Origin of the sequence: Novosphingobium hassiacum (assembly GCF_014196055.1) — a bacterium.
Classification (GTDB): domain Bacteria; phylum Pseudomonadota; class Alphaproteobacteria; order Sphingomonadales; family Sphingomonadaceae; genus Novosphingobium; species Novosphingobium hassiacum.
In genome coordinates this window covers 24,525-41,991 of the sequence record NZ_JACICY010000001.1, presented here as the reverse complement: position 1 = coordinate 41,991, position 17,467 = coordinate 24,525, and the positions used below count along the sequence as shown (strand labels likewise).

Annotated in this window: 13 protein-coding genes; 12 read left to right on the top strand and 1 reads right to left on the bottom strand. The window is 64.3% G+C overall.

Translation table 11 applies throughout. From position 1 onward, the window contains the following. Window positions 1-94: 94 nt before the first annotated feature. The 3 genes from GGQ88_RS00175 (at window position 95) to GGQ88_RS00165 (ending at window position 4,191) form a co-directional block, all read left to right on the top strand. Window positions 95-781, top strand: a complete 687-nt coding sequence (locus tag GGQ88_RS00175; RefSeq protein ID WP_183611898.1) for a response regulator transcription factor — start codon at window positions 95-97, stop codon at window positions 779-781. Further along, window positions 778-2,121 (top strand): sensor histidine kinase, encoded by a 1,344-nt coding sequence (locus GGQ88_RS00170; protein WP_183611014.1) that lies wholly within the window; start codon window positions 778-780, stop codon window positions 2,119-2,121. Before GGQ88_RS00175 ends, GGQ88_RS00170 begins: the two co-directional genes overlap by 4 nt. Before the next feature lie 159 nt (window positions 2,122-2,280). After that, the gene (locus GGQ88_RS00165; protein ID WP_221214440.1) at window positions 2,281-4,191 is read left to right on the top strand and encodes a phytase; all 1,911 of its coding nucleotides are present in this window, start codon (window positions 2,281-2,283) and stop codon (window positions 4,189-4,191) included. A gap of 112 nt (window positions 4,192-4,303) precedes the next feature. Here the strand turns inward: GGQ88_RS00165 and GGQ88_RS00160 are convergent, their stop codons facing one another. Continuing rightward, on the bottom strand, window positions 4,304-6,472 hold the full coding sequence (locus tag GGQ88_RS00160) for a family 1 glycosylhydrolase (RefSeq protein ID WP_183611012.1): 2,169 nt from the start codon (window positions 6,470-6,472) through the stop codon (window positions 4,304-4,306). Between the two features lie 260 nt (window positions 6,473-6,732). Between GGQ88_RS00160 and glf the strand changes: the two genes are divergently transcribed. The 9 genes from glf to GGQ88_RS00115 all read left to right on the top strand — a co-directional run bounded on the left by glf (window position 6,733) and on the right by GGQ88_RS00115 (window position 17,415). Continuing rightward, entirely contained in the window at window positions 6,733-8,982 is a 2,250-nt protein-coding gene (glf, locus tag GGQ88_RS00155; RefSeq protein WP_183611011.1) for a UDP-galactopyranose mutase, read from the top strand. A gap of 107 nt (window positions 8,983-9,089) precedes the next feature. Further along, on the top strand, window positions 9,090-9,809 hold the full coding sequence (locus GGQ88_RS00150; protein WP_183611010.1) for a Crp/Fnr family transcriptional regulator: 720 nt from the start codon (window positions 9,090-9,092) through the stop codon (window positions 9,807-9,809). Between the two features lie 171 nt (window positions 9,810-9,980). Further along, window positions 9,981-11,183 (top strand): CoA transferase, encoded by a 1,203-nt coding sequence (locus GGQ88_RS00145; protein WP_183611009.1) that lies wholly within the window; start codon window positions 9,981-9,983, stop codon window positions 11,181-11,183. Continuing rightward, the gene (locus tag GGQ88_RS00140; RefSeq protein WP_183611008.1) at window positions 11,180-12,394 is read left to right on the top strand and encodes an acetyl-CoA C-acetyltransferase; all 1,215 of its coding nucleotides are present in this window, start codon (window positions 11,180-11,182) and stop codon (window positions 12,392-12,394) included. Before GGQ88_RS00145 ends, GGQ88_RS00140 begins: the two co-directional genes overlap by 4 nt. Before the next feature lie 4 nt (window positions 12,395-12,398). Continuing rightward, window positions 12,399-13,556, top strand: a complete 1,158-nt coding sequence (locus GGQ88_RS00135) for an acyl-CoA dehydrogenase family protein (RefSeq protein WP_183611007.1) — start codon at window positions 12,399-12,401, stop codon at window positions 13,554-13,556. A gap of 39 nt (window positions 13,557-13,595) precedes the next feature. Next, on the top strand, window positions 13,596-14,102 hold the full coding sequence (locus tag GGQ88_RS00130) for a hypothetical protein (protein ID WP_183611006.1): 507 nt from the start codon (window positions 13,596-13,598) through the stop codon (window positions 14,100-14,102). A 112-nt stretch (window positions 14,103-14,214) separates the two neighbouring features. Next, complete coding sequence (locus GGQ88_RS00125) at window positions 14,215-15,810, top strand: alpha-amylase family glycosyl hydrolase (protein WP_183611897.1); 1,596 nt, start codon at window positions 14,215-14,217, stop codon at window positions 15,808-15,810. After that, window positions 15,810-16,820 (top strand): glycosyltransferase family 4 protein, encoded by a 1,011-nt coding sequence (locus tag GGQ88_RS00120; protein WP_183611005.1) that lies wholly within the window; start codon window positions 15,810-15,812, stop codon window positions 16,818-16,820. Before GGQ88_RS00125 ends, GGQ88_RS00120 begins: the two co-directional genes overlap by 1 nt. A 100-nt stretch (window positions 16,821-16,920) precedes the next feature. After that, window positions 16,921-17,415, top strand: a complete 495-nt coding sequence (locus GGQ88_RS00115) for a ferritin-like domain-containing protein (protein ID WP_183611004.1) — start codon at window positions 16,921-16,923, stop codon at window positions 17,413-17,415. Window positions 17,416-17,467: the final 52 nt, after the last annotated feature.

Genomic DNA, 17,467 nt, shown 5'->3' with positions numbered 1-17,467 from the left:
CCAACATGAAAAGTCGGCAATGTTGCGCACCGCCCCTCGCTCGCCGCCCTTGCGCGTGCCATGCTCGCGGGGCCGCGACATTCTAGAGGACACGATGACCCAGAAGATCCTGCTGGTCGAAGACGATCCCGCCACCGCCGATTTCATCGCGGGCGGCCTTGCAGAGGAAGGCTACACCGTCGATCGCGCCACCAACGGGCGCGACGGCCTGTTCCTCGGCACCGACGCCGCCTACGCCTGCATCGTCCTCGATCGCATGCTCCCCGGGCTCGATGGCATGGCGGTCCTGGCTGCCTTGCGCGGGGCAGGGGTCCACACCCCGGTCATCATCCTATCGGCACTGGGCGGGGCAGAGGACCGCATCGCCGGGCTGACCGGCGGGTCGGACGATTACCTGACCAAACCCTTCGCCTTTGCCGAACTGCTCGCCCGCATCTGCCTGCTGATCCGCCGCAACCAGCCCGCGCCTGTCCAGCAGACGGTGCTTTCGTGCGGCGATCTTGAGATGGACCTGCTCGCCCGCCGGGTGCGCCGCGCCGGACAGACCATCGAACTCCAGCCGCGCGAGTTCCGCCTGCTCGAGTTCCTGCTGCGCCATGCCGATCAGGTCGTCACCCGCACGATGCTGCTCGAAGGCGTGTGGGACTACCATTTCGATCCCGGCACAAACGTGATCGACGTCCACGTCAGCCGCCTGCGCAAGAAGATCGACGAGGGCTTCGACCGGCCTTTGCTTCACACCGTGCGCGGCGCGGGCTACCGCATCGGTGCGGACAAATGAACCCGCGCTCGACGACCCTGCGCATCGCCGCGCTGGTATTTCTGCTCCAGGTCGTCTCGGCGGCGGTGCTGCTGTTCGGCCTCGGCGCGATCATCCGCCAGCAGTCGCGCGCGCAGGCGCTCGACTTTGCCGAGACGCTGCGCGACGATCTGCTGGCGCTCCCGGAGCAGGGCGGCACTCCGGCACTGGCCCGCGCGATAGAACAGCGGCTGACGCGCGAGGCTACCCGCGGCGAGGTCATCGCGCTGGTTGATCCATCGGGCCGGGTGATCGTCGGCAACGTCGCGGTCATGCCGCCAAAGCGGTCCGCACAACAAATAAGCGACATCCGCCGCACCGGCCACGCCGAGCCCGAAGCCGCGCTGCTCTTGCCCACGTCGCTGCCCAATGGCGACACCCTGTTCGCCGGAACCGTCGTCGAGAGTGACCGCCAGTTCATCGCGCTCGTGGAACGCGCCACCCTTGCGACACTGGCGATGTCGCTGCTGCTTGCCGCACTCGCTGCTTTCGTGTCGACGCGCCAGATCGTCCACCGCCTGCAATCCACGATCACCACGCTGGGCGGAGTGGGCGAGGGCGACCTCACGCGCCGCGTGCCCCCCGATGCTTCGGGCGACGCTTTCGCCCGGCTCGGCGACGAGGTGAACCACGCGCTCGACCGGGTCGCCACGCTCAACGCCGAACTCAAGATCGCGACCGATCTGCTCGCCCACGATCTCAAGTCCCCGCTCACGCGCCTGACCTCCGCGCTCGATCGCGCCGCCGCGCAAGTCGAAGAGCCCGCCGCGCTCGCCGCCATCGACACAGCCCATGCCGAAGGCGCGCGTGTCCTGGCGATCATCGATACCGCGCTCGGCATTTCACGCGCACAGGCAGGCTTCGGCCGCGACAGTTTCGCGCCCGCAGACCTCGCCGCGATGCTCGAAACCATTGCCGAGATCTACGCTCCGCTGATCGAGGACGAGGATCGCAGCCTCGTCGTCGAAGCGCCCGCATCGCTGATCGCCCCGATCCACCGCCAGTTGATGGATCAGGCCATCGGCAACCTGCTCGACAACACGATCAAGTACGGCAGCGGCACGATCTCGCTGGCCCTCGAAAAGAGCGACGGCGAAGTACGCATAAGTGTGGCCGACGAAGGACCCGGCATTCCGCTCGACCAGCGTGAAAAAGCGCTCAGTCGTTTCGGCCGGCTCGACGACGCCCGCGGCGGCTGGGGCGCAGGCCTCGGTCTTGCGCTGGTCCAGGCCGTCGCGCACCTCCATGGCGGCACCGTCGACCTCGCCGAGGGCGCAGACGGTCGCGGTCTGAAAGTGACGCTGCGGCTGATACTGCCCTGATCGAGAGCACGGCGCGCGTCTGGGGGCACACTGCAACATGCATGTAGCAAAAGTCTGGTCGGAAACCCGCTAACGCTGCATCCTGCAGGATCCGATCGGGGTAAGATGAAGATAAGCTTGTTCGCCATGGCCTTAGCCTTGGCCTCGGGAAGCACCGTCTTGGCTCAGGCCGCAGCACCAGCGGTCCAAGCCACTGCCGAATCCGCCGCAACGCTGGGTTCGGGCGCAGACGGCGCAGTCGTAGTCGGCGACCGAATCTACGCCGGGGCCGAATCGGGCGGCATCGAAGTGTACGACATGACCGGCAAGCGCCTCGCCAGCCACGCCGTCGGCAACATCCGCGCGCTCGATGCCCGCAAGCAAGCTGACGGCACAACCCTGATCGCCGCGCTCGACGGTTCGTCGAACGCGGCCAACCTGCTTCGCCTCGATCCCGCAGGCGTGCCGCAGCCCGTCGCGCTCGAAGGCCCGACACCCGCGATGACGCTTACCGGCCTGTGCCTCGCCCGCGATTACCGCGACGATGCCCTCTACCTGTTCCTGCTCGGCGAGGGCGGAGAGATCGAACAGTGGTCGCTCGTCTCCACGTCAACCGGCACCAAGGCGCGGCTCGCCCGCCGCATGGCACTGGGATCAGAGACCGGCTACTGCGCCGCTGACGATCGCGGCTCGGTCTTCGTCTCGCAGGAAGCCGTCGGCGTCTGGCGTCTGGCGATCAACCCCGACGCCGAACTGAAGCCCGAGATCGTCGACATCGTCCGCCTCGGCAACATCACCGACGAAGCCAAGGGCGTCGCCATCAGCCCAGACCGCCGCCTCGTCGTATCCGACGCCAGCGCCAACCGCCTCAACCTCTACGACCTCGACGATGGTTACAAATACCTCGGCTCGGTCCCTATGCGCTTCGCCGCCGACGCGGTCGAGGATCCGGGCAGCGTCACCGTCGCAGGCGGCATGATTGTTGTCGCCGATGATGACAACGCGCCCGAAAGGCCCAACTTCAAGATCACCACCTGGCCCGCAGTGCTCGCCGCCGCGGGCCTCGCCGCCCGGCCGGAGCCCGCCGCGCCCAAGCGCATGCCCATCGCGCTACCGACGGTCGAGACGACCCCGGTCGAAACCGGTGGCGACGCTGCGGACGATCCCGCAATCTGGATCGACCCCGCCGATCCCTCGCGCTCGGTCATCATCGGCACGCAGAAGCAATCAGGCCTCTACGTCTACGACCTCTCGGGCAAGGTGCTCCAGTTCCTCCCCGATGGCCGGATGAACAACGTCGATCTGCGGACCGGTTTCAGGCTCGGCGGCAAGACCGTCACGCTGGTCACCGCGAGCAACCGCACGACCAAGGGCATCTCGATCTACACGCTCGACCCCGGCACGCGCCTGCTCACCAGCGTCGCCGACGGCCTCCAGACCACCGGTCTCGACGATCCATACGGCCTGTGCATGTATCGCAGCGCCCGCAGCAGGAAGACCTTCGTCTTCGTCAACCAGACCGACGGCAAGATGCGCCAGTGGGAACTGATCGCCACGCCCGCAGGCACGGTTCGCATCAAGCTCGTCCGCGACATGCCGTTCGCCAGCCAGGTCGAGGGCTGCGTTGCCGACGATGAAATGGCTACGCTCTACGTCGGCGAGGAAGACGTCGGGATCTGGCGGCAGGGTGCCGAGCCCCGGGGCGGCGCACCGCGTAGCGCTGTCGCCAAGGTCGAAGGCCACCCGGCGCTAAAGGACGATGTCGAAGGCATGGGCCTCTACAAAACGGGCGCCAAGACCGGCTATCTCGTCGTCTCCAGTCAGGGCAACGACAGCTACGCCGTGTTCCGTCGCGAAGGCGCCAACGAATACGTCGGCTCGTTCACAGTTGGCGCAGACCCTGCTAGCGGCATCGACGGCGTCTCCGAAACCGACGGCCTCGAAGTTACCAGCATGTCCGCAGGCCCCGGCTTTGCCAGAGGGCTGATGGTCGCGCAGGACGGCCGCAACGTCTCCCCGCCCGAACCCCAGAACTTCAAGCTCGTGCCATGGGAAGCCATCGCCAAGGCACTTAGCCTGCCAACAAAGTGATCTCGACTTCATCACCTGACCCAAAATCCGTTCGTGCCGAGCCCCTCGTCAAGCTCAGGATAAACTTCGGGCAAAGCCCGAAGTCGAGACACAGCGCAAGACTAACCCGACTTCACGCCGCGTACCGATGCGCCATCGCTTGCGCGAAGCGGTCGATCGCCGATTGCAACGACGGCAGCAAAGCGCCGCGCTCGCTGGCAAGGCCGCATGATCTCGGGCGTGCGGCGCGCAGTCCTTGCTGCTCACGCGTGATCGGCAGGATCAGTCCCGTATTCAGCCCGCAGGCCTGTGCGATCCGCACCGCAAATGCGTGCCAGCTGAGCAATTCGTTGCTGCTCAGATGCCAGACCCCGGTCTCGCCATCGATCAGCAGGTCGAGCACCGCGTCGCATAGATCCGGCACGTAAGTCGGCGTCACCGCCTCATCGGGCTCGGCGTGAAACGGCTCGCCGCGCGACAGCGTACGCACCGCGTGAAACGCAAAGTTGGCCTGATCGAACGGTGAGAAGAATGCCGCAGTCCGCACGATCAGATGCGCACCGGGCAGCGCACACACTTCCGCCTCCATCGCGGCCTTGCTGCGCCCATAGACGTTCAGCGGTTCAACGGCGGCGCTTTCCACATACGAGCTGGCGGTATCGCCGAACACCAGATCGCTTGAAAACTGGACGCAAGGCAGGCCGCGCTCTGCGCATGCAGCGGCGAGCGCCACCGCCCCCGTTGCATTGGCCGCCATGCAGACCTCGCGCTCGTGCTCGGCATCGTCCACGCGCACCCACCCGGCGGCATTGATCACCGCCCACGGCGCAAACTTGTCGAGCGCAGCTTTCAAGCCAGACGCATTCCCGAGCTCCAACTGCGCGCGGTCCGTCAGCACCACCGCCAGATTGCGCGCACGACAGGCCGCAGCCAGCGCGCGGCCCAGCGTACCTGTCGCACCGGTTATCAGGATCGGCGCACGATCCCGGTCATCCAGCCCAGAACGATGCAGGCCCGCAACACGCGCGGTCGCGCCATGGCTGAGGCGACCCGGGCGCCGCCACCAGCCTGCTCCGTGTGTCTGCGTCCGCACGCGCGCTTCGCCGGCGGATCCGCGCAGCTCCGCGATCATGCCGGCCAGCGCCGTCGCCCGTGGCTCAGCCCCTCGCGCATCGAATACACCCGGCTCGTAATGACCGTCGCCGGTCAACAACGTGTTCCAGCCCCGATTGCCAAACAGGGCCCAGCAGGTCACGGCGCAGACCTCCACACCGGCGGCCCGCGCCGCAAGCGCCGTGTCCCACGCCTCGCTCAGCCAGCGCGCCTGCTCCTCGCGCGTGCAGCCGTTGTGGACCTCCGTCACCGCAACCGGAATGCCATAACGCGCCCACGCTTCGCTGATTGCGCCGCCAAGTCCGGGTGGTCCCGGCTCCAGCGCGCGCACTGCGGCAATATCGGCAAAGTCGCGCAAGCCGTTGCTGCCAGCCGCATCCATCGGATACTTCTGCAGCCGGTGATCGAGGAACCGGTCGCTCGTCAGGTAGTGATTGATGCCGATAATCTGTGGGGGGCAGGGGTCGTCCGCGATCACGCGCAAGCGCTCGCCCAATCCAACGCCGCACAGTCGTTGCCACAGGTCGTGACCCGGCACGACCACCCCGCACAGCAGATCCCATGTCATCCACCGCCGCGCATTGTCAAACGCGGCCTGGTCCTCAAGCGCGGCGGTCGCATACGTTCGGCCAAGGTCATCGGTCTGGATCAGCCGCGCTGCCGGGTTGACCTCGCGCACTGCCCGCATCGCCAGCCGCACGCCATCGATCTGGTTGAGCAGCGCCGTCCAGAACGCACGCTCGTCGCGCGCATGGGGATACCAGATCCCGTACAATGCCGAGAACCGCGCCGTCGTCAGCGGCTCGTTGACCGGCGTCCAGTCCTCGATCCACGGATAACGCGTCGCCACCGCGCGTGCGTAGCGCCCCAATCCTGCGGCAAAACCGTCGTCTAGAAGCGACGTGCGGGCAGGGCCGCTGCCATGGTGGACCAGCCCGGCGATCGGCCGGATACCGGCCTCGCGCAAGCGCGCCAGGCGCGGGTCGCTCCAGTCCCAGCGCGGCGCTCCGTCATCGGGCACGACCCGCTCCCACAGTATCGGAAAGCGCAGCGCGTCGAAGCCCAGCCCGGCGATCAGGTCCATATCCGAGAGGCGCTCGTCGTGCCCGGTCGCCAGAAGCTGATCGCGATGCCGGTCACCGACACGGTTCACCGTGCACTCGGCGCCACCCCACAATTCAAGTTCCATTCCAGCCCTGCCAGTCTTCAAACGAAAAAAATCGTCTTATCATATGTTAAGCGCGCGATTTTCGCGGCTATTTTCAGGAACAACCGAGTGCCCTTTGTGTTCCAGAAACATTCTATTACAATGGGATGTATACAATGCCGCCTGAAAGCCCGGTGCAGACTGAAGCGTTCGCCAATGTTGAAGTAAATGCACCGAGCAATACTATAGTATGTTTCAGTCATTTGCGCTGGGACTTCGTATTTCAGCGGCCGCAGCATCTTATGACGCGGCTGGCGGTCCACAACACCGTCATCTTTTGGGAAGAGCCTCAGGTCATCGAAGGTCTGGTCGAGCCGCGCCTTAACCAGCGCCCGTGCACCCAGAGCGGCGTCCTTGTCGCGACGCCGGAACTTTCCGCAGGGCTCTCGCCCGACGATGAACGCGCGATCCTTGCCCAACTGCTCGACCGCACCCTGGCGCAAGCCTCGGGCGGGCTCGTGCTGTGGTATTACACCCCGATGATGCTGCCGTTCTCGCAGCACCTGACCGCCGATTGCGTCGTCTACGATTGCATGGACGAACTCGCCAACTTCCGCTTCGCCCCGCCCGACCTGCTCGCCTTGGAAACGCAGTTGATCGAGCGCGCCGATCTCGTCTTCACCGGCGGCTACAGCCTTTACGAAGCCAAGCGTAGCCGCCACCCGCGCATCTATCCGTTCCCCTCGAGCGTCGACGTCGCGCACTTCGCGCAAGCCCGCGCCGACATCGCGCAACCTGCCGATCAACAGGCCATCCCCGGCCCGCGCCTCGGCTTCTACGGCGTGATCGACGAACGCATGGATCTCGACCTGCTTTCCGCCGTCGCCGATGCGCGGCCCGACTGGTCGCTGGTCATGGTCGGCCCCGTCGTCAAGATCGCGCCCGAAGACCTGCCGCGCCGCGCCAACCTCCACTACCTCGGCGGCAAGACCTACGACGAACTCCCCGCCTATCTGGCCGGCTGGGACGTCGCGCTGATGCCGTTTGCGATCAACGAGGCCACCCGCTTCATCAGCCCGACCAAGACCCCCGAATATCTCGCCGCCGGACGCCCGGTCGTCTCCACCCCGATCACCGACGTGATCCGCCATTACGGCGAAGTCTCCGGCGTCCACATCGCAGGCACCGCCGATGAATTCGTCGAGGCCTGCACGTCCGCACTCGATCTCGCCCGCCGCACCGACTGGCTGGCAGACGTCGACGCGCTCCTCGCCGAAACCAGCTGGGACGAGACCGTACAGCGCATGTGGACGCTGGTCGAAGCGCACCTGCTCACCGATAACCGCGTCCACCCGATCGTCTCGCCCACCCGCTGGCCCGCCGAGCCTGCAAAGTCCTACGACGTCATGGTCGTCGGCGCAGGCTTTGCCGGAGCGGTCATGGCCGAACGCCTCGCCACGCAGTCGGGCCTCAAGGTCCTCGTGGTGGACAAGCGCCCGCACATCGCCGGCAATGCCTACGATCGCCTCGACGACGCCGGCATCCTCATGCACCAGTACGGCCCGCATATCTTCCACACCAACAGCGCCGATATCGTCGACTACCTGTCCAACTTCACCGACTGGCACCCCTACGAACACCGCGTTCTAGCACAGGTCGACGACCGTCTCGTCCCCATCCCGATCAACCGCACCACGCTCAACGCGCTCTACGACGCAGGCCTGTCCACCGATGAGGAAGCAGATGCCTTCCTCGCCACCCGTGCCGAACCGGTGCCGATCGTCCGCACCTCCGAAGACGTCGTCGTCTCCGCTGTCGGTCGCGAACTCTACGAGAAGTTCTTCCGCGGCTACACCCGCAAGCAGTGGGGCGTCGATCCATCCGATCTCGACAAGTCGGTTACCGCGCGCGTCCCCACCCGTACCAACACCGATGACCGCTACTTCGGTGACAAGTTCCAGATCATGCCGGCGCAGGGCTACACGGCGATGTTCGAGAACATGCTCGATCATCCCAACATCGATCTGCTGCTCGGCGTCGATTACAAGGACGTGCGCGACGCCTATCCGCACGACCATCTCGTGTTCACCGGCCCGATCGACGAATACTACGGCTACCGTTTCGGCAAGCTGCCCTACCGCTCGCTGCGCTTCGAACACGAAACGCTCGATCAGGAGTGGCTGCAGGAAGTTGCCGTGGTCAACTACCCGCACGAAAGCGTGCCTTACACCCGCATCACCGAATATAAGCACCTGACCGGTCAGGCCTCGCCCCGCACCAGCATCACCCGCGAGTACCCCTCCGCAGTCGGCGACCCCTACTATCCGATCCCGCGCGATGAAAACCAGGAACTCTACAAACGCTACGAAGCGCTCGCCCGCGCCGAGACCGACACCACCTTCGTCGGACGCCTCGCCACCTATCGTTATTACAACATGGACCAGATCGTCGGACAGGCGCTCGCAGCCTACCGCCGCTTTGCAGGTTCGAACAGCGAACGTCGCGCGGTGCAGATGCCGCAGGTCCAGATCCGCTCGGCCACCGCGGCCTGACCTTACGCCCTTCTCGGGAACACGCGCCCCCATTCGACGTTCGTTAGGCGAATTGGGGCGCCCATGCAGTTTTTCACGATTACCATCGACCATACGTGGCTTTTGCCATGATCGAAACGCTGCTCCTGCGCCTGCGGCTGCGCGACGACGTGTCGGAAGAAGAGGAAGCCGCCCTGCGCGGCGTCCTAACCAGTACGCAGGACTACCCTGCGCGCGTCAGGATCGTCCGTCGCGGCGAGCCGCTCGAACGCTCGATCCTCCTGCTCAACGGGATGATGTGCCGTTGCAAGAACTTGCGCAACGGTCAGCGCCAGATCACCGCGCTGCACGTACCCGGCGATTTCCTCGACCTTCACGGCTTCACACTCAAGCGGCTCGATCACGACGTCATGTCGCTCGGCGCGTCCCGTGTCGCCTTTGCGCCTCACGATCGCCTGATCAAGCTGACCGAAGACCACCCGCACCTGATGCGTCTGCTGTGGATGACCACCAATATGGACGCCGCGATGCACCGCGAGTGGGAACTGTCGCTCGGCCAGCGCAGCGGAGCGGTCCGCGCCGCGCACCTGTTCTGCGAGCTCCATGCGCGTGAGGAAGTCGTCCACAAGAACATCGGCCACACGCTCAAGCTGCCGATGACCCAGGCCGAACTCGGCGAATGCCTCGGCCTGACCGTGGTCCACACCAACCGCGTGCTCAAGGAACTGCGCGAGGCGGGCCTCGCCAGCTTTACCCGCGGCGATCTGGTAATCCACGACATCCAGCGCCTCCGCGATTTCGCAGACTTCGACCCCGCCTACCTCTACCTCGACAAACGCCCGCGTTAGATCTGGCGCCCGAGCCATAATTCGTCATTGCGAGGAGCACAGCGACGAAGCAACCCAGAGCCAAACGCGCGACCCTCTGGATTGCTTCGCTGCGCTCGCAACGACGAGCGGCGCGAACGAAACGCCGCCACGAGACTTGATTCGCGCGATTAAGCCCCGCATCACTATGGCATGTACTCCATGCTCTCCGGCCTCGCTGTGATCGAAGCCTCGTCGTTCGTCGCCTCGCCGTCCGCCGGGCTTTACTGCGCGCAGTTCGGCGCCGAGGTCATCCGCGTCGATCAGATCGGCGGCGGCCCGGATTACCGCCGCTGGCCGGTCACCGCTGAGAACAACTCGCTCTACTGGGAAAACCTCAACCGCGCCAAAAAGTCTGTCGCGCTCGACCTGAGCCGGGGCGAGGGCCGAGAGATCCTTGTCGACCTCATCCGCGCCACCGGCCAGCTGATCACCAACTTCCCCGCCGAAGGATTCCTCTCGCACGAAACCCTTGCGCAGGGCCGCGCCGATCTGGTCACGGTCCGCGTCATGGGTTGGGCAGACGGCTCTCCCGCACTCGATTACACCGTCAACAACGCGGTCGGCTACCCGATGATGACGGGTGAGGGGCCTGAACCCGTCAATCATGTCCTGCCCGCATGGGACCTGTTGTCGGGCGCCTATGCCGCTTTCGCGCTGCTCGCAGCGATCCAGCGCCGCACCGCCACGGGAGAGGGTGCCGAAGTCCGCATACCCCTGTCAGATGTCGCGATCGGCACCGTCGCCAACCTCGGAGGCATCGCCGAAGTGCTCTACAACGGCGAAAATCGACCGCGCCTCGGCAACGCCATCTACGGGCTGTTCGGGCGTGATTTCGTCACCCGCGACGGCCAGCGTACGATGGTAGTCGTCGTCACCCCGCGCCAATGGGCCAAACTCGTCGCCACGCTGAACCTTTCCGATGCCATCGCAACCGTCGAGGCCCAGCGCGGCGTCTCCTTCGCCCGAGACGACGGCCTGCGCTTCACCCACCGCGACGCGCTCTACCCCCTGTTCGAAGCCGCCATCGCCGCGCGCGACCAAGCCGACCTTGCCGCAGCCTTCGACGCCGCCGGCATCGTCCACAGCGCCTACCGCACCATGCTCGACGCCGCACACGATCCGCGCCTCGTCAGCAACAATCCAATATTCAGCCCGTCGACTGCCAACCCCAGCGGCTTCGCATACCCCGCAGCAGGCGCGTTCGGGTCGATACCGCAACTGGATCGGCAGCCTTCGCAGCCGGCCCCTCGAAATGGACAGCATACCGAAGCGGTGCTGGCGGATTATCTCAACCTGTCGTCAGGCACCATCGCGCGCCTGATCGACGCCGGAATCGCAGGAACCAGCCCATGACTCTCCGCCGCGCCGCCATCGTCGCACCGATCCGCACTGCGGTGGGCAAGTTCGGCGGCAGCCTTGCACCCCTGACCGCAGGCCAGCTCGGAGGAACGATCCTCAAGGCGCTGATGGATCGCACAAAAATAGATCCGACCCGCGTCGATGACGTGATCTTCGCCCAAGGCTACGGCAGCGGCGAGGCACCGTGCATTGCGCACTGGTCGTGGTTGCTCGCAGGGCTTCCCGAAGGCGTCCCCGGTTATCAGCTCGATCGCCGCTGCGGCTCGGGCCTCCAGTCGGTCGTCAACGCCGCTATGATGGTTCAGACCGGCGTGTCCGACGTCGTCGTCGCAGGCGGCTGCGAATCCATGTCCAATGTCGAACACTACACCACCGATGTCCGCAAGGGCGTCCGCGCGGGTAGCCTGACCCTCCACGACCGCCTGACCCGTGGCCGCGAGATGAGCCAGCCGATCGAGCGCTACGGTGTGATCTCGGGCATGATCGAAACCGCTGAAAACCTCGCGAAGAACTGGAACATCAGCCGCGAAGCCTGCGATGCCTATGCTGCCCGCAGCCACCAGCGCGCTGCGGCCGCGTGGAACAGCGGCCTGTTCGACGATGAACTCGTGCCCGTCGCAATCCCTCAGAAAAAGGGTGACCCGCTCGTGTTCGCCCACGACGAAGGCTATCGCGCCGACGCTACGCCGGAATCGCTAGGCAAACTGCGCCCGCTCGAAGGCGGCGTCATCACCGCCGGCAACGCCAGCCAGCAGAACGACGCTGCCGCCGCCTGCCTCGTCGTCGCCGAAGACAAGCTCGATGAACTCGGCCTCGAACCGATCGCGTGGTTCCATTCTTGGGCGGCCGCTGGCTGCGATCCCAGCCGCATGGGCTTCGGCCCGGTCCCCGCGACCGAGCGCCTGTTTGCCCGCAACGGCCTTTCGTGGAACGATATCGGCCTGATCGAACTCAATGAAGCCTTCGCTCCGCAAGTCCTTGCCTGCCTCAAAGGCCTCGGCTGGTCGGACGATGACAGCCGCCACGAAATCCTCAACGTCAATGGCTCGGGCATCTCTCTCGGCCACCCGATCGGCGCGACAGGTGGCCGCATTCTCGCCAACCTGACGCGCGAAATGCAGCGCCGCGACGTCAAGTACGGCCTCGAAACGATGTGCATCGGCGGCGGACAGGGCATCGCCGCCGTGTTCGAAACGGCCAACTGACCGCATGGGCGAATCCGGCGAACTCCTCGAAATCCGCCGCGCGGTTCAGGCGCTCTGCGCTGAATTTCCCGGCGAATACTGGCGCGAGAAAGATCGCGAGCGGGCTTATCCCGGTGAATTCGTCGATGCCCTGACCAAGGCCGGCTTCCTCGCTGCGTTGATCCCCGAAGAATTCGGCGGCTCCGGCCTCTCGCTTGATGCCGCCGCCGTGATCATGGAGGAAATACAGTCCTCGGGCTGCAACGGCGCCAGCGCCCACGCGCAAATGTACATCATGAACACGCTACTGCGCTACGGTTCGCCCGAACAGAAGGCGCAGTATCTCCCCGGCATCGCCAACGGAACTTTGCGCCTCCAGGCGTTCGGCGTGTCCGAACCGACCAGCGGCACCGACACGCTCAGTTTGCGCACCGTGGCGGTCCGCGATGGCGATCATTACGTGGTCAACGGCCAGAAGATCTGGACCAGCCGCGTCGAACATTCCGACCTCATGCTGCTGCTCGCGCGCACCACTCCGCGCGACCAGGTCACAGCCAAGACCGAGGGCCTGTCGATCTTCCTGCTCGACCTGCGGCAGGCGCTTGGGCAGGGCCTCACCATCAAGCCGATCCGCACGATGATGAACCACTCGACCACCGAGGTATTCTTCGACGACTTGCGCATCCCCGCCTCCAGCCTGATCGGCGAGGAAGGGAAGGGCTTCCGCTACATCCTGTCGGGCATGAATGCCGAACGCATCCTGATCGCGGCCGAATGCATCGGCGATGCCAAGTGGTTCATCGAAAAGGCCAGCGCCTATGCCAGGGACCGCACCGTCTTCGCCCGCCCAATCGGCCAGAACCAGGGCGTGCAGTTCCCGATCGCGCGCTGCTATGCGCAGATGCGCGCCGCCGAACTGATGGTCCACCACGCCGCGCAAGTCTACGATCAGGGCGGCAATCCGGGTGAGGAGGCCAACATCGCCAAGTTGCTTGCCAGCGAAGCCAGTTGGGCCGCTGCCGACATGTGCGTCCAGACCTTCGGCGGCTTCGGTTTTGCCGAGGAGTACGACGTCGAGCGCAAGTTCCGCGAAGCCCGGCTCTATACCGTCGCCCCGATCAGCACCAACCTGATCCTCAGCTACGTCGCCGAACACGTGCTGGGGTTGCCCCGAAGCTACTGACGCGGAACTGGGGCGCACTGCCTCGCGTTCTTCGGCACCATGCCCCGCGCCCTCAAACTGTTCCGCACCGCCATCGGCTTCCACGACGCCTATGTCGCAGCGCCGAGCCGCAAGGCCGCGCTCGACGCGTGGGGCACAGACAAGGACCTTTTCGCCCGCGGCGTCGCCGAACAGGTCGATGATCGCGACCTGTTCAAGCGCCTTGCGGAAACACCCGGCGAAGTTTTTCGCCGCGCCCGGGGCAGCGCCAAGGATCACCTCGACGCGCTCCCCCCCGAGGAGCCAGCCCCAAAAAAACAACCTCGCGCGCCAAAGCCACCGCGGCCAAAGAATGACGCGGTACGCAAGGCACGCGCTGCGCTTGACGCGCTCGAAAGTGAGCAAGCCGACGAAGCCGCCGCGCTGCGTCGCAAGGAGGCAGAACTGGCCCGCGAACGCCGCGTCATGGAGCAGGCGCATGTCAGAGCGCTCGACGATGCACAGCGCCAATTGGAAGAATTGCAGGCCGAATACGACCGAGCCCTCGCAAAGTGGCACGATGCCTAGCCCGACATGCGTGCAGACCCCGGCAGTACCCCTACAGCACCCCTACAATACACCCACAGAACCCCCAGTAGCCTCGCGACAACCTTTTGGTGATCCGAGCGTTCTTGGAGCCATGGAATCCTCAACAAAAACAGCGAAAACCTGCACCTGGTGGGAAAGCGGGGTCATCTATCAGGTCTATCCGCGCTCGTTCCAGGACAGCAACGGTGACGGCGTCGGTGACCTCGAAGGTGTTCGTAAGCGCTTGGATTACATCGCTTCTCTCGGCGTCGATGCCGTCTGGCTCTCGCCAATATATCCCTCGCCCATGGCCGACTTCGGCTACGACGTAGCGGACTATTGCGACATCGACCCGATGTTCGGCGAGCTCGCGGCGTTCGATGCGCTTTTGGCTGATGCGCATGCCAAGGGTTTGAAAGTCCTGCTCGATTTCGTGCCGAACCACACATCGATCGAGCATCCCTGGTTCCGCGAAAGCCGCTCCTCGCGCGATAATCCCAAGCGCGACTGGTACATTTGGGCCAATGCCGCGCCCGATGGCGGACCGCCGAACAACTGGACTAGCGACATGGGCGGCTCATCCTGGGAGTTCGATCCGACCACCAACCAGTTCTATCTCCACGCTTTTTTAAAAGAGCAGGCCGACCTCAACTGGCGCAATCCGCAAGTGCGCGAAGCAATGACCAACGTCCTCAAATTCTGGTTCGATCGCGGCGTCGATGGCTTCCGCATCGACGTCCTATGGCATTGTTTCAAAGCGGAAAACTACCCCGATAACCCGCTCAATCCGGATTGGATTTCGACGCAGGGGGAGAAGCTCAAGGTTTTTCAAAAGCACTCCGCAGACCAGCCCGAAATCCATCAACTCAGCGCAGATTTCCGCGCTCTTGCAGATGGTTACGGGGAACGTCTGCTAGTCGGCGAGATCTGCCTTCCGGTCCCCCAACTGATGACCTACTACGGCACCGAAGCCAGCCCCGGCGTCCACCTCCCCTTCAACTTCCAGCTCCTTGACGCACCCTGGAATGCTGAGGCCTTGGGAAAAATGATCACCGAATATGAGGCCGCGCTACCGCCAAGTGGTTGGCCCAATTGGGTAATCGGCAGCCACGACGCCCCCCGTATCGCGGGACGTCTGGGCGAGACGCAGGCGCGTGTTGCGGCGATGCTCCTGCTGACTTTGCGTGGAACGCCAACACTTTACCAAGGCGATGAGCTGGGCATCGGCAAAGTCGATATCCCGCCAGACCGCGTTCGCGATCCGCAGGACCTGCGCCAGCCCGGCCTCGGCCTCGGCCGCGACCCTTCGCGCACCCCAATGGCTTGGGATTCCTGTAGATTTGCAGGCTTTAGCGCGGCCGAGCCATGGCTGCCGTTGCATGGAGATTGGGGAATGCGAAACGTCGCAGCGCAGCAAGGCGATCCGGCGTCGATGCTGGAATTGTATCGCGCCCTGCTCAAACTTCGACGCGAACACGAGGCGCTGTCGCTGGGCAGCTTCGCGTTGCTTCACGCGGCGGGCGATGTTCTGATCTACGAGCGATATCAAAAAGATAGACTGGTAATCGCGCTTAATTTGGGAGCCGAAGTGCAGAATATTCCGGATTACGGTGCAACAACCCTGCTCCTCGCCACAACGGGAGCTTCCATGTTCAGCAATACGCTCGCACCCAACGAAGGTGTCATTCTGCAAAGGCTAAATTATTGATGCGCATAGCGATGTTAGCGCCGATCGCCTGGCGCACGCCGCCGCGCCATTATGGACCGTGGGAGCTCGTCACCAGCATGCTGACCGAAGCCCTTGTCGCAAAGGGTATCGACGTGACCCTGTTCGCCACGCTTGACAGCGAGACCACTGCCAAGCTCGATGGGGTCGTGCCCGCAGGCTATGCGGAAGACCCGTTCATAGACGCAAAAGTATGGGAATACAGGCATTTGGCACACATCTTTGAGCAGGCTTCGAGCTTTGATCTGATCCACAATCAAGCCGATTTCCCTGCCCATGCCTTTGCGCCACTGATCGATACTGCGATGGTGACCACAATCCACGGCTTTTCGTCCGAACGCATCCTGCCGATGTACAAGCCCTTCGAAAACCGCGTGAATTTCGTGTCGATCAGTGACGCCGACCGTCACCCCGCGCTCAAATATGCTGCCACCATCCATCACGGTATCCCGCTCGACGATTTTCCATGCGATCCCGTTGGCAGCGAAGACCTGCTCTACTTCGGCCGCATCCACCCGGACAAGGGCACGGCAGAAGCGATAGCCTGCGCCAAGGCCGCCGGGCGACGGCTCCATATCTACGGTATCGTGCAGGATGAGGAGTATCACGCGCGAGCAGTTTTGCCCCACTGCGATGGGGACCGCGTCATCTATCACGGTCCCGTCGGCGGTGCCGAGCGGGTGGCGGCGTTGCAGCAGGCCAAGGCTTTGCTTCACCTCATCAATTTTGACGAACCGTTCGGGCTTTCGGTTGTCGAGGCGATGGCTTGCGGTACCCCTGTGATCGCAACCCGGCGCGGTTCGATGCCCGAGATCATCGAGCACGGTCGGACCGGATTTCTGGTCGAGAACGGCGATGAGGCGCGCGACGCCGTCGCACGGGCTGGCAGTCTCGATCGTCGCAGCATCACTTCCAGAGTGGCCGATCGCTTCAGCGTCGACCGTATGGCGGATGACTACCTTGCATTGTACCAGCGGATTATCGCGCGATAGTCTCAGACCAGCGGCGGACAGTGACAAATGTCAGTTAGCGCGGGACCCGCACGTGTTTCGCCTCGTTCTCCAGGCGAGTGCCTATTTGGAGAATGAGCCGATGGAATCAAACAGCCCCTACGCCGGAACGACGGCGAATTCCGACAATTCCGATGGTGACGTCACCGTTCTCAACACGCTGGTTGCCACGCTGCTCGACAGCATCGAAGGGTACCAGAAGTCAGCGGAAGACGTCGATAATGAAGAATACCGCCGCCTTTTTCTCGAACGCGCGCGTGAACGCCAACAGGCCGTGACCAAGCTGCAGGCGGCAGTCGGCCAACTTGGCGGGAAGCCTGAGGATGAGTCCTCTGTGATGGGCTCCATCCACCGTGTTTTCGTGGATTTGAAGGCCGCAGTAACAGGCCGCGACGACAAGGCGATCATCAACGAGATCGAGCGCGGCGAGGACTACCTCAAGGGCAAGTTTGAAACCGCCATCAAGAATGCCGATCTGTCGGTCACCGCGCGTACCGCGGTCGGCGAAGCGTGGATTTCGGTCAAAGAGGGCCACGACCAGATGAGTGCGCTCAAGCACGGCCTCGAAGGTCGCTGAGTTGGGGTGACAACCGAGCCGCTGTACGACGACAAGTGTTTTCGTGCAGCGG